Origin of the sequence: Pseudocalidococcus azoricus BACA0444, from assembly GCF_031729055.1 — a bacterium.
In the GTDB taxonomy this organism is placed as follows: Bacteria; Cyanobacteriota; Cyanobacteriia; order Thermosynechococcales; family Thermosynechococcaceae; genus Pseudocalidococcus; species Pseudocalidococcus azoricus.
On sequence record NZ_JAVMIP010000022.1, the window covers coordinates 1 to 12,450 of the forward strand.

Sequence of the window (12,450 nt, forward strand, 5' to 3'; positions counted from 1 at the left end):
AGCAAGCGGTCTTATTTTTTGTCCTCAATCGAGCTTCATTTTCTGGGACAACCCTCAGCGGCGGCTGCTCACAACAATCCGTGACTCAACGTTTTACCCAATCTTCCATTGAACGGCTGCGAAATTTCCCAGTGAAGACTTGTCGGGATTATTTCAGCGTGGCCTGGGGTGATTATCAAACGGTGCTTGAGGATTATGGGGCTGAATTTATGTATCTTGATCCCCCTTATTTAATTAAATCCACGTTGTACGGTAATCGAGGCAGTACCCATAAAGGATTTGATCATCAAGCCTTGGCCGAAAAACTAAAAACCTGTCAGCGGTGGATATTGTCTTACAACCATTGTCCTGAAATTCTGGAGCTTTATCGGGATTATGAGATTATTTTTCCAGATTGGAAGTATGGCATGAGTCGCAATAAGTCCAGCCAAGAAGTTTTAATATTAAATCTCGATGGTTAACTCCGCTACAGAGATAAGCAATAACCCGTCACCAGGCGTACCATGACTAAGTTCTATGGATGATTCCCAACCCCTTTTATCCCTCCAGCATCTCAGTCGGACATTTGGGGGCCTGGTGGCCGTGAATGATGTGTCTTGTGAGATTTACAGGGGTGAGATTTTTGGCTTGATTGGCCCCAATGGTGCTGGAAAAACGACTCTGTTTAATATCATGACCGGTTTAATTCCACCGACACAGGGCCAGTTTTTTCTCCAGAATCAATCCCTTGTTGGTTATCAACCCGATCAAATTAGCCAGCGCGGCATTGCCAGAACCTTTCAAAATATTCGTTTATTTCGAGACTTATCGGTGTTAGACAATGTTTTGATCGGTCGCCATATTCATATCCCCGTTAAGCTCTGGCCTGGAATTTTACCTTTACCAAAAATCAATAATTGGGAGCGAGTTGCCCGGACTGAAGCCTTAGACATCTTAAATCTGCTTGGCCTGGGGGCGCGTCAATCGGAAAAAGCCAGTCATTTAGCCTATGGAGAACAACGCCGTTTAGAAATTGCCCGCGCCTTAGCGGTTCGCCCGCAAATCCTCTTGTTAGATGAACCCGCGGCGGGAATGAATCCAACTGAAAAACAAGAACTCTGTGAGTTTATCCGCTATATTCAACAAACATTTCAATTAACGATTGTTTTGATTGAACATCATGTGCCGTTGGTGATGGGTCTATGTGACCGGATTGCAGTTTTAGATTTTGGTCAGTTAATTGCCCTGGGAAAACCGGAAACAGTGCGTCAAGATGCGGCGGTCATTGCGGCCTATTTGGGAGATCAACCATGAGCCTTGATAGCCAACTCTTGGTCTTGGAAAATGTCTCGGTTCATTATGGCCAAATCCAGGCCCTGCGTCAGTTTAATTTAACGATCCAGGCCGGGGAATGTGTGACGTTAATTGGGGCCAATGGGGCAGGTAAAAGTACAACGCTCAAAGCCATTTCTCGATTAGTCAATCTCAGTCAAGGGCAAATTCTTTATCAAGGTCGCAATATCCAACGCTATCGAGCCGAGTCATTAGTCAGTTTCGGATTGGCCCATGTACCAGAAGGACGGCGAATTTTATCCCGTTTAACGGTCTTAGATAATCTCAAACTGGGGGCCTATTGTCGTCAGGATTGGCCGCAAATTAAGGCAGATTTGGCCCAACAATTGCAATTTTTTCCCCGCTTGGCCGAACGTCAACATCAATTAGCTGGAACCTTAAGCGGGGGAGAACAACAGATGTTAGCCTTAGCCCGAGCGTTGATGAGTCGGCCCAAACTATTGTTACTTGATGAACCTAGCCTTGGCCTGGCCCCGGTGATTGTTCAAGAAATTTTCAGGATTTTAAGGGAACTCCGGCAACAGGGTATTTCGTTATTGTTAGTGGAACAGAATGCCAATTTAGCCCTGGCCATTGCGGATCGGGGATATGTGCTGGAATCGGGAGAACTGATTGTATCGGGTAAGGCTCAAGATTTGGCCGAAGATCAGCGGGTAAAACAAGCCTACTTAGGTTGAAAGGTGATTAAGTTCCCGGCAGTTGGCGCAATTCGGGACTTAAATGGGAACGCTCTCCCAAGGCTAACAGTAATGGCCCATGATCTCCATATTCCACCACCGACACTGCTGCCACCGGAGCCGCAATCCGATCCCGAAATCGCCCGACATCAATGCCTAGCAGTCCACAAAGCATAATCCGAATCGTGGCTTTATGGGAAACGATTAAAATGTTGCCGCTCTCGTGGGTTTGTTCAATTTCTGTCAGGACTTGGTTACTGCGATAGGCAATATCAACCCCCCGTTCCCCTTGGGTCGGTGCGTGCCAGCCGGGATCCGCTAACCAACTGACATAATCATCGTGAAATTTGAGATTGACTTCTTGGGGATTGAGTCCTTCCCATTGGCCATAGTAAATTTCCTTCAGGCCATCCCGTAATTCCATCTTTAATCCCAAGGCCTGGCATAAGGGGGCGGCGGTGGCCTGGGTACGTTTCATCGGGCTGACATAGGCGGCAGTCCAGGCCAGGTTTTTATACCCCTCAGCAAAGGCTTGGGCCATGGCGGTTCCCTCTGGGGTTAAATCTGGATCTAAGGCTCCACAAAAGGCATTGGCACGACTGTAGGGGGTTTGACCGTGACGGAGAAAATAAAGTTTCAGGGGCATAATTAGCGTCCGAGGAGATGATCAATCCAGGCCCGGAGCCAAGGTTCAAAGGGGTGCAAGATGGCATTCCCAATCACAAACGTCCCAATGAAAATCAGGCCATGACTCGTCCAATACCATAGCCTACTCCCCCGATCTAAAAATTGGCTTAAGGCAGCTTGTTGGGCCTGGTTAAGTTGGGGGTTGTGGCGAGATTGGGGGTGGGTGGGCGGGGCTAAATGGCGAAGTGGGGCCACATGGCTGCGAATGTTGGCCATTTCTGTCTGAATCTCGGCCTGGAGTTGGCGGACATCGGTTTGAAACTGCTGCGTTCCGCGTTGGAATTGGGCGACGTCTTGTTGAAATTGCTGAAGATTGGCTTGGAAGCGGGCGGGGGCAGAGCGATCTAAGGATGGGGAGGTGGGCATGGGCGGGTCTGGAACTCTGAGTTTAATGTACTGTAGTCTGCGGGTTGAATTGTAGATCAGGTATCCCCCAGGGCTTAAGAATTGCGTAGTAAACTCCAGGCCTGGACTAAGTTTAACTGCATAATCGCGGCGACAATATTCAGGGTTTTCAGTTCACTCAGATTTGGATTTAAGCGGGCCACTTGATCGAGAGCCATTTGAGCCTTTCCCCCCTGCCATTGATAGAGATAGATCACGGCTAAATAGGCCCAGGCATAGGGGTTTTCGGCATCCAGTTCGGTAATTTTTAGGGCGGTGGTTTCGGCTTGCGGGGCCTGGCGTTGGAGGACTTGGGTGAGGAGGAGGATATAAAGTTGGTCGAGGTTATTGGGTTCGGATTGCAAGCGAAATTGGGCCGCCGCCGCCAGTTGTTGGTAGTAGTCCTGGGTGGGGTCGGCCTGGTTCATCCGGTTCAAATTGCCAAAAACGGGATCCAGTTGACCTTGGCGGAGAGAGGGGATCAGTTGGCGAAATTGACTGACTAAATCTGGAGTAGGGGCGGGAATTGGAGCGGTTGTCGGATCAAGGGCTGTGGTTGCAGTTGTGTTTAGTGGGTAATGGGCTTGGGTTTGACGGTTGAGATAGGTGGCGGTGAGGCGATAGGGGCCTGGGGTGAGATTTGCGGCGGTGGGCATGACCAGGCGTTCTTGGACACAATAATTGCCTTCTGGTTGTCGCCGACTCGGAAACTGCCCCGCGTCTAAATTCCCCAGGCCAATGCCATGATCATGCACCCAGGCCAAGTTGGTTTGATTTTGCCAAGTGAGAACTAAAACCCCATTTTTCAGTTGCTCCCACGGCCCACAGACTTCATAGATCACAGGGATATTTTGCTGAGGGTTGACTTTCTCTGGGACTTGCACCTGTTTCAGGCCCACCTGTAAATCTCGACTATCCTTCCTTGCGACTGTAATTTGGGGTTGGCGTTGATGATAGAGCTTGAGTTCACTGCCATCGGGTAAATTCCAGGCCTGGGTGATTGCCAACTGGGGACTGTTAACAACTAATCTTTCTAGGGTTGCTTTTCCGGGGGCAAAATTATGATCCACACCTTGCTCGCCGGTCTTGACGAGAAACCACTGAAAATCATCGAGGTCTTTTTCCACGCCCAACTCTTGAAACCCCACTTCTCGGGCAAAGACTTTGAAATTTTCCCGCTGTCCAAAATAGTTGAGATTCATCGGGTTGACTGCGGCGGTGTTGGGCAGAACGGCTAAATTTCCGCGCAAATAGGGAGTTGAGGAGTTAATGGTTTGAGCGACTTCAGCTAAGGGATACATGGGGCCTGGGTAAGGTAAATGCCGACCACCCCCTTGACTCAAAATTGGGATCGGGAACCAATTCACTAAAACCCAATACAAAGTGAGTCCGGCGGCCAGCATGGGTAACAATCCGGCCCAGGCCCTTGACCAAACCGTAAACCCCCGACTTAAAAGCACCAAAAGGATCGGCACAATCGGGACAATATGGCGGGGATCCTTGTTTTGGGGAATTGAGAATAAAACATAGGTTCCCAAAAGAAAAATTAGTAACCAGGCCCCGCTTTGCCACGGTCGAGGATTGATCCGAATATTACCCCGCCAAAGTGTATAACCCAACCAGAGTAAAAAACTGCCCAGGGATAACCACAGCACCGGCCCCGTGACCAGATCCGGAAGTTGACGCAGGTAGTAGATCCAGTTTGACCAGACATCCCCCGGAATCACCCCCTCGGGTTGCCAGTTGCGATTAGAGCGATCCGTAGAGGTGAGAATGGTTAACCAATTGGCCTGGAACCAAAACCCAGCCGTGATCAGTGCCGCCAAACCCAGAGAGAATAATTGCCCCCAGCGGCCCCAGGATTTGGCTTTAATGACTGCGACTAGCATCCAGGCCAAGGGCACAGCAAAAAATAGGATCCCAGTCGGTTTAGTCAGAATCGTCAGACCCAGGCCACCACCCGTTAACCCCGCCCAAAGCCAACTCCCACCCGTGATTGTTTGAGACCGCAAAAATGCCCCCCGCCAGGCCGTCAGTCCCCAAAACGTCACCGTCACCAGTGCTACCAGGCCATAGTCGAGCAAATAATCCAAACGCAACTGGATCAGGAACGGCATCAACAGCGCAAAACTAGCCGCCCACAGGCCTGTCAGCCGGTCAAATAACAATCGCCCCAGGCCATAGGTCGCAACTAGTAAAATCCCGGTGAATAATACATTGACCGTAATTGCCCCATCCACCCCCGTCCCAAAAATCTGAAGCAAGGGTACAGTGGCCAAATAGACCAGCGGGGCCCGATAGCTTGGGGATAATTGCCACAGATTAGTCCACCACTGACCCGAAAAAAAATCCGGTTGCCAAAAGGCCCGCCAATAATCCAAGGCCCGACTGAGATGATCCCCCTGATCCCAGGCCGGCACCCCCTGATCTAAACTCAACCAGAGGCGATCAAAGACCGTTGCCCCCAGCCAGAGAATGACTAAAATCAGCGGATCACGCCAGCGAGGAATTGCACGAGTTAGGAGTTTAGACAAGGGATACAGGGCCGGGTAACTTGAGGAGGAGATTAACTACTGCTACTGGGTGAAAAGTACTGGTTATGACGTATGACATAGTTACATACCTTTGACTTGCCAGATAAGAATACAACATCTGACAATTACATCGATCCGCGAGCAGCGAGTGCTAATTACTCAAGATACAGACTTTGTTGAATCTTTCCAACTTCAACGTATCCTCTGAAAATTACATTGGTTACTACTGGGGTTACTACTGGAAATATGAAGAACTCCTAACTCGAAAAGATTTTTATTAAAAATTTATAATTTATGACCTCACTTGTTAGAAACCCACGACCATCTTCATTTCGCTTAGGAATGAAACACAAAGATACTTGAAACCATCACGGGTGGTAGTTTTGAATGCCTCAGTTTGGGCAGAAATGACTATCTATGGAGATTAGTTACTAAGGAATTATAGTTTATGATTGATGTAATCTATCCCTTTGATGCGACATCGCCGGGAATGAAATCAAGTAAAAAATTTCTTGGAATATATTTGCAGAAGTCTGCCTACCCCTATCTGAGTAGTTCGGGGAAGTCTGGGGATTAACTGCAATGTTGATGATGGCCATCGGGAAACTTGGTGCGAAAGTCGTAAATGATTCCCTTGCTCTCCAGACCCGTACTTTGAAACAAGTTTGTGCCTTGGAGTTGGGCCTGATCTAGGACTGCTGCGTCTAAGTTGGCCCGGCTTAAAATGGCATCTCGTAAATCAGCCCCTGCCAAGTTCGCCCCCCGCAGATCGGCTCGCGTTAGATCGGCCCCCTGTAAATTGGCCCCCTGTAGGTTTGCTGCCCGAAGGTTAGCCCGAGAAAGATTGGCCCCAGCTAGGTTTGCTCCTGTTAAGTTGGCCTGGTAGAGTTGAGTATCTCCTAGTTCCGCCTCCGTAAAATTGGCTTCAATTAGGATGGCGCGTTGGAGTTGGGCATAAGGGAGGTAGGCCTGGGCAAGATTAGCTGCAGTTAAATTCACATCCGCCAGCAAAGCCTCAAAATAGTCTAATTTGGGCAGGTTCGCTCCGCAAAAATTACGCTCTCCGGCCAGATAGGCTTGAATGAATTCCTCACGATTTAAGCTGGTCATAGTCTGCTTCTAAGTCAAGCTATAGTCATTTCTGCCCAAGCTGAGGCATTCAAAACTACCACCCGTGATGGTTTCAAGTATCTTTGTGTTTCATTCCTAAGCGAAATGACTATCAGGCTGGTCAGAATAAACCCCTCAATAATGGCTAAGTATTTGTGCTTAGTTACGTTCTTTGAATGTAAGGGGTCGGCATACAAAACTTAATCTTGCTTAATCTTTTCTTAAGCCCTGCCAAGCTCCAGGCCTGGGTCAAAATCACGGCACAATGAAATCAGTTTCTCCGTCCCCCCTTGCCCTATGTCTCTGGCCCAGCACTATCACGAGCGCACCAAATACGATCCAGTCACCATTCGGCAACGGGGCAAAGCCTTAGATTTTAGTCAGCAGCCGATTCCCTATAAGGACTATAAGTTTGGGCATCTGATTAACCTGAAGCAACTACCCGCAGATTTGGATCCCAACCTAGGTGAGCGTTTATCCCGCTTTTTCTATCTGAGTTATGGCATTACCGCCGCCGTTGCCACCACTGGAGACCCCTACTATTTACGGGCGGCCCCCTCGGCAGGTGGACTCTATCCGGCTGAACTGTATCTGATTGCCCGTCAAGATAGTTGCTTACCCGCTGGACTTTATAACTACCAGGCCCGCCCCCACGGTTTGATTCACTTCTGGGAAAGTAATGTCTGGTCGGCGTTGCAATCGGCCTGTTTTTGGCATCCGGTTTTAGATCATGTCACCTTGGCGGTAGTGCTGACGGCGGTGTTCTATCGCTCGGCCTGGCGCTATGAGGATCGGGCTTATCGGCGGATTGGCCTGGATTTGGGTCATTTGCTGGGTAACATTGAACTGGCCGCCAACTTGAATGATTTCCGGGCCCATTTGCTGGGGGGTTTTGTGGACTCGGCCTTGAATGATTTGCTCTACTTAGATGGCGATCAAGAGGCAGCCTTTGTTGTGATTGGTTTGGCGGATCTCCTGAAAGTTTCCGAAAATTTGCCCCATTTACCCACAGCCCTTCCCTCCCCCGTCTGTCCCACGATTCCCAAAATTGCTGCTGGGGATTTGCTCCATGAATGTCACCAAGCCAGTCAAATTACGGCAACCGACTTAACCTATACCCCCAAGCCCCAGGCCGACCCCGATGGTGTGGTTTTAGATTTATGTACGGGTGTAGCCATCATGCCACCCCCAGAACCGGAACCTGAGCCAGAGCCGGAACCCACCCCAGATTTATATGATTTTCCGGGCTTAACTCGCGTTCACTTAGGGGTAGAGCCAATCAACTGGCAACAAAATTGCACTGGCCTGGAAAACACTATGTTACGGCGGCGTTCAACTCGAGTCTATTCGGGTGGCAGTATCACCCAGGCCCAACTGGCCCAAATTTTGGATTTTGCCTATCACCCCGAACATTATCAACCCCAAGGCCTGGATGAGACCCCGGATTATTTCTGTTTGAACTTGATTAAAACCTTTGTCGCCGTCTCTGAGGTGAAAGGTCTTGAGGCTGGCTGTTACTATTATGCGCCCCAGGCCAAGGAACTCCGCCAAATCCGGTTTAAGAATTTCCGCACCGAACTTCATCACCTCAGCTTGGGCCAGGAATTGGGGCGGGATGCGGCGGCGGTGGTCTTTCAAACGGCGAATTTAGAAGCGGCGATTACGGAATTGGGAGAACGGGCCTATCGCTACTTGCACATGGATGCCGGACATTTGGGCCAACGCCTCAACTTAGCCGCCATGCAGTTAAATTTGGGTGCCAGTGGCATTGCCGGATTTTTTGATGATCAGGTGAATGAAGTGCTGGGGATCCCAGTGGATGATGCTGTCTTGTATTTAACCACTTTGGGAGTACCGGCCTAGCTATGAAGTTAACCACCCGCGGCCATTACAGCGTGAAAGCCCTACTGGATCTCAGCTTGCAGCCCAACTACGGCCCCGCTTCAGTCCGTGACATTGCCCAACGCCAGGATTTACCGGCCCCCTATTTAGAAAAACTCCTCATCGAACTACGCCGGGCGGGGTTAGTCAATTCTTTACGGGGTTCCCAAGGTGGCTATCAATTGGCTCAAGTTCCGGGTAAAATTTCTCTGGGGCAAATCCTCCAGGCCGTGGGTGAATCGAGCCAGCCCTTATTCTTAGACGATACTCCCCCAGATTTAGCCGCTGCCGATTGGGTCACAGTTAGCCTTTGGAAACGCCTCGATCAAAAGTTAAGGGATGCTCTGTTTAATATTTCCCTTGAAGATTTATATTACGATGCCCGCAGTTGGCAAGCGGCCCAAGGAGAAAGTGCCAGTTTTGTGGTTTAAGGTTTAAGTGACCCAAGCGTTTTCTATCAAGAACCTATATTAAATGAGCAGGGCAGACGCATACCTAAAGAGATAAAGATGGGAATGCACAAATCAAGACTTTTTTATGACTGCCCTCATCAGACCAATCGTTCGGAATGGCTCAGAAATGTCATTACCGAGGCGGTAGAGCGGGAATTGCTAAAAAAATCTAATCCGGTTGAAGCCACACTGGCTAATCAGTCTAATGGAGGCACTTCTAAGCGGCGTAAACCCAAGGGAGATAACTAAATGACTGAAGGATAGCAGCCAGTGAAGCAAGGCAAATATTTAGATGCTATTCAATCCTTTGCTAAAAAAAACATCCACATTGCTAGGACTGATGCGCAATTCAAGACATTACGGGCGGAAGTGAAAGGTGAAATCAATGGGCTACGGGCAGAGATAAAAGCGTTGGATGATAAGGTGTCTAAATAATGAAGGTTAATTTTCCTATCAAACGTCAGTTCGAGATAAGCAAAAAGTCTGAAAAGAAGGCCATGTAACTGTTTAAGACAACCGCGAGGGTGTAGGTTTATAAAACCTCTTCAGAAAAGTAACCAGATCTGTATCATCTTGACAAGAGATTTTATTTCCTGTTCCTTGAATAGCCCTAGATTGGCGGAAAGTCTCAGTAGATAGGGTTTTTGCGGTAATTCCGTATCCCGAACTCAGGTTAGTTAGCAATAGCCCAGAGATCATCTATCAGCATTGTGGGGCAGGACAAAAAGAAGTTTCTATCATTTCAGAACAGCCTATGTAATGCCGTAACTTCCACCCTGGGATGAGTTTGTAGGATGTTCACAATCACCCGCTATCACCTGGGAGGGTTTCTAGCCTAGCTTCAATTGTGGATTGAATTGGCCCCCAATGCTCTAGTGGCCAGTAACAAAAAGCAGCCCGCCCCAATAGGGAATTTTCTGGAAGAAACCCCCAAACATGGGAATCATTACTGTTATTGCGGTTATCCCCCATGACAAACAAGCTATGCTCAGGCACTCGCACGGGCGGAAGTTCATAGTTGGGTGGTTCAGCAATATACGGCTCAGGTAAAGGTAAGCCATCTACATAAACCCTTCCTTGATGAACTTGTACAACTTGTCCAGGCAGGCCAATCACTCGCTTAATAAAGGCTTGATCGGGTTTATAGCCAAAGGCTTGGAGGTAGGGCGGTGGCTGAAACACGACAATATCACCAGCTTTGGGAGAACGCTGATAGTAGGAAATCTTCTCGACTACAATTCGATCTCCAGGCCAGAGGGTCGGTTCCATAGACTCTGAAGGAATATAGCGCGACTCCGCGACCCAAAACCGTAAGAGCAGAGCTAACCCCAAAGCAATCAAAATCAAAAGCAAATTTCCTTTTTGGGCCTGCCAGAGCCGTTGCCAGAGAGAAGAGGAGTTGTGAGAAGTCATGAGCAATAGGAGGAGGGGCAATTTAAATGTCAAATGATCACTGGAATAAGCTTTTTAAGCCTTCTTTGAGTGTGTCATAAAGGCTTGTCCCGCCCCAAACCAAAGCGGCAATGATTGAGGTGGATAAGATAGCTCCCATCAGGCAAAGCACCAGGCCCCCCAAGCAAATCGCCCCATCATCATCCAGTAAGCCGAAGCCAACGACAAAAATGCCCATCGCGGGTAGGGTATTCGTGCCAGGAATGGGAATCATCATGGAAATGGCCATCAACGCAATCGCCATCCCCAAAATCACCCGGCCTGGCGTACTGGTACAGATGGGTAATAAGCGTGGCCGGGAAATAGCTTCAATCCGCTTCAACCAAGGAATCCCCGCTTTAATCACGCCCTGGGCCTGGGGCAAGGGAATTTGGTAGTGCATGATTTTATTGGGGAGCCACGGTGTCGTTTTCCCCGCAATCAGTTGCATCGCGAGTAAAAATAGGGCCACTCCAAAGGGGGTTGAATAACCAGGGGCCGGAATGGGCAATGCAGAGGGGAGGGAGAGAATCACCAATAAAAAACCAAAGATACGTTCCCCGGCCTGGTCAAGAAGGGCGGCTAGGCTGACGGTTTCCATCTCCGGTGGAGGAGACTCGATAAAATAACGATGCAGGTCTTGGGAGAGTTTGGCCATGGTGGAGACAGAAACTAAGCGCGATGTTTAGCTTACCAGGCCTGTCAGTGGATTAATCGGAGTTTGTCATGCTGTACCGCCGTTTTGGCCGCACCAACTTAGCCATGCCCGTTTTCTCCTGTGGGGGGATGCGTTATCAATACAAATGGCAAGATACCCCCTGGGCAGAAATTCCAGCGGATAATCAACATAACCTTGAAGCCACCATTCACCAGGCCCTGGCTTTAGGGATCAACCACATTGAAACGGCTCGTGGCTATGGCACATCAGAACTGCAACTGGGGCAAATCCTCCCGAAAATCCGGCGCGAAAAACTGATCGTCCAAACCAAAGTTTCCCCCACCGCCAACTCGGTTGAATTTAGCAAAACCCTAGAGCAATCCCTTAACAATCTCAACCTAGACTATGTGGACTTATTGGGGATTCATGGGATCAATAACGCCGAATTACTCGATCAAACCCTCCGGCCAGGTGGATGTTTAGAGGTTGCCCAGCAATTCCAGGCCCAAGGGCGGGTACGGTTTATTGGTTTTTCCACCCACGGCCCTCTAGAGATCATTTTGCCGGCCATTGAATCGGGGCAATTTGACTATCTCAATCTCCATTGGTACTACATCAATCAAACCAACTGGCCTGCCATTCTCGCGGCGCAAAAACAGGATCTGGGAGTCTTTATCATCAGCCCAACCAATAAAGGCGGAATGCTCAATCAGCCACCGGCCCGCCTGATGGAACTGTGCCAACCCCTAAGTCCGATGGTGTTTAATGACCTATTTTGCCTCAGCCATCCACAAGTGCATACCCTGAGTATTGGTGCTGCCCATCCCGAAGACTTCCCAGAACATCTGAAAACCTTGGAGTTGCTGAGTCAAGCTGATACGATTCTGCCACCCATCCTCCACCGCTTAAACCAGGCCCTGATTGAGACCCTTGGCCAAGACTGGTGTGAGACCTGGACCCAAGGCTTACCCGATTACACAGAGGTTCCTGGACAGATCAATATTCGGACAATCCTTTGGTTACGGAATCTGGCCTTGGCCTGGGGCCTGGTGGACTATGGGCGGATGCGATACAACCTGCTTGGGAATGGTAGCCACTGGTTTCCAGGGGAGCAGGCTAAAGACCTAGAGTGCATCAGCCACCAGCAACTCCAACAATGCCTCCAGAACAGTCCCCAGCGAGAGATGATTCCTCAGTTACTAGTGGAAACCCATCAACTTCTTGGCGGGGCGGCCCAAAAACGTTTATCTCAAAGTTAATAAAGCCAACTTTAGGAATGACTCACTGTATTCTCAATCTAAAGC

The 12,450-nt window shown here is 49.2% G+C and carries 13 protein-coding genes; 7 read left to right on the forward strand and 6 right to left on the reverse strand.

The window, feature by feature from the left end; all coding sequences use genetic code 11:
• The 3 genes from RIF25_RS14960 to RIF25_RS14970 all read left to right on the forward strand — a co-directional run.
• A partial coding sequence (locus tag RIF25_RS14960; protein WP_322879325.1) for a DNA adenine methylase occupies positions 1-461 on the forward strand: 461 nt, incomplete at its 5' end.
• A 55-nt stretch (positions 462-516) separates the two neighbouring features.
• Positions 517-1,293: an ABC transporter ATP-binding protein gene (locus RIF25_RS14965; RefSeq protein WP_322879326.1), complete on the forward strand. Its 777-nt coding sequence runs from the start codon at positions 517-519 to the stop codon at positions 1,291-1,293.
• Positions 1,290-2,009, forward strand: a complete 720-nt coding sequence (locus RIF25_RS14970) for an ABC transporter ATP-binding protein (protein ID WP_322879327.1) — start codon at positions 1,290-1,292, stop codon at positions 2,007-2,009. Before RIF25_RS14965 ends, RIF25_RS14970 begins: the two co-directional genes overlap by 4 nt.
• A 7-nt stretch (positions 2,010-2,016) precedes the next feature.
• Here the strand turns inward: RIF25_RS14970 and RIF25_RS14975 are convergent, their stop codons facing one another.
• From RIF25_RS14975 to RIF25_RS14990, 4 genes are all read right to left on the reverse strand, one after another.
• On the reverse strand, positions 2,017-2,655 hold the full coding sequence (locus RIF25_RS14975; RefSeq protein ID WP_322879328.1) for a histidine phosphatase family protein: 639 nt from the start codon (positions 2,653-2,655) through the stop codon (positions 2,017-2,019).
• Positions 2,656-2,657: 2 nt separating this feature from the next.
• Positions 2,658-3,062 (reverse strand): hypothetical protein, encoded by a 405-nt coding sequence (locus tag RIF25_RS14980; RefSeq protein WP_322879329.1) that lies wholly within the window; start codon positions 3,060-3,062, stop codon positions 2,658-2,660.
• Between the two features lie 74 nt (positions 3,063-3,136).
• Positions 3,137-5,614 (reverse strand): phospholipid carrier-dependent glycosyltransferase, encoded by a 2,478-nt coding sequence (locus RIF25_RS14985; RefSeq protein ID WP_322879330.1) that lies wholly within the window; start codon positions 5,612-5,614, stop codon positions 3,137-3,139.
• 573 nt (positions 5,615-6,187) lie between these two features.
• A complete protein-coding gene (locus RIF25_RS14990; RefSeq protein WP_322879331.1) occupies positions 6,188-6,724 on the reverse strand; it encodes a pentapeptide repeat-containing protein in 537 nt (178 codons plus the stop codon).
• 297 nt (positions 6,725-7,021) lie between these two features.
• Between RIF25_RS14990 and RIF25_RS14995 the strand changes: the two genes are divergently transcribed.
• The 3 genes from RIF25_RS14995 (at position 7,022) to RIF25_RS15005 (ending at position 9,492) form a co-directional block, all read left to right on the forward strand.
• The gene (locus tag RIF25_RS14995; RefSeq protein WP_322879332.1) at positions 7,022-8,587 is read left to right on the forward strand and encodes a SagB/ThcOx family dehydrogenase; all 1,566 of its coding nucleotides are present in this window, start codon (positions 7,022-7,024) and stop codon (positions 8,585-8,587) included.
• Between the two features lie 2 nt (positions 8,588-8,589).
• Positions 8,590-9,036 (forward strand): Rrf2 family transcriptional regulator, encoded by a 447-nt coding sequence (locus RIF25_RS15000; protein WP_322879333.1) that lies wholly within the window; start codon positions 8,590-8,592, stop codon positions 9,034-9,036.
• Between the two features lie 291 nt (positions 9,037-9,327).
• Complete coding sequence (locus tag RIF25_RS15005) at positions 9,328-9,492, forward strand: hypothetical protein (RefSeq protein ID WP_322879334.1); 165 nt, start codon at positions 9,328-9,330, stop codon at positions 9,490-9,492.
• 369 nt (positions 9,493-9,861) lie between these two features.
• On the opposite strand, the gene lepB is transcribed toward RIF25_RS15005, so the two are convergent.
• Together lepB and RIF25_RS15015 are read right to left on the reverse strand one after the other, a co-directional pair.
• The gene (gene lepB / locus RIF25_RS15010; protein WP_322879335.1) at positions 9,862-10,470 is read right to left on the reverse strand and encodes a signal peptidase I; all 609 of its coding nucleotides are present in this window, start codon (positions 10,468-10,470) and stop codon (positions 9,862-9,864) included.
• 37 nt (positions 10,471-10,507) lie between these two features.
• Positions 10,508-11,146 carry an exopolysaccharide biosynthesis protein gene (locus RIF25_RS15015; protein WP_322879336.1) on the reverse strand — a complete coding sequence of 213 codons (639 nt, stop codon included), beginning with the start codon at positions 11,144-11,146 and terminating at the stop codon, positions 10,508-10,510.
• Between the two features lie 68 nt (positions 11,147-11,214).
• Between RIF25_RS15015 and RIF25_RS15020 the strand changes: the two genes are divergently transcribed.
• Positions 11,215-12,405, forward strand: a complete 1,191-nt coding sequence (locus RIF25_RS15020) for an aldo/keto reductase (protein ID WP_322879337.1) — start codon at positions 11,215-11,217, stop codon at positions 12,403-12,405.
• Positions 12,406-12,450 lie beyond the last annotated feature (45 nt).

What these genes read in the sequence shown, in the direction of transcription:
- RIF25_RS14965 (WP_322879326.1), top strand. Translation starts at nt 517, where the DNA reads ATGGATGATTCCCAACCCCTTTTATCCCTCCAGCATCTCAGTCGGACA.
- RIF25_RS14970 (WP_322879327.1), top strand. Translation starts at nt 1,290, where the DNA reads ATGAGCCTTGATAGCCAACTCTTGGTCTTGGAAAATGTCTCGGTTCAT.
- RIF25_RS14975 (WP_322879328.1), bottom strand. Translation starts at nt 2,655, where the DNA reads ATGCCCCTGAAACTTTATTTTCTCCGTCACGGTCAAACCCCCTACAGT.
- RIF25_RS14980 (WP_322879329.1), bottom strand. Translation starts at nt 3,062, where the DNA reads ATGCCCACCTCCCCATCCTTAGATCGCTCTGCCCCCGCCCGCTTCCAA.
- RIF25_RS14990 (WP_322879331.1), bottom strand. Translation starts at nt 6,724, where the DNA reads ATGACCAGCTTAAATCGTGAGGAATTCATTCAAGCCTATCTGGCCGGA.
- RIF25_RS14995 (WP_322879332.1), top strand. Translation starts at nt 7,022, where the DNA reads ATGTCTCTGGCCCAGCACTATCACGAGCGCACCAAATACGATCCAGTC.
- RIF25_RS15000 (WP_322879333.1), top strand. Translation starts at nt 8,590, where the DNA reads ATGAAGTTAACCACCCGCGGCCATTACAGCGTGAAAGCCCTACTGGAT.
- lepB (WP_322879335.1), bottom strand. Translation starts at nt 10,470, where the DNA reads ATGACTTCTCACAACTCCTCTTCTCTCTGGCAACGGCTCTGGCAGGCC.
- RIF25_RS15015 (WP_322879336.1), bottom strand. Translation starts at nt 11,146, where the DNA reads ATGGCCAAACTCTCCCAAGACCTGCATCGTTATTTTATCGAGTCTCCT.
- RIF25_RS15020 (WP_322879337.1), top strand. Translation starts at nt 11,215, where the DNA reads ATGCTGTACCGCCGTTTTGGCCGCACCAACTTAGCCATGCCCGTTTTC.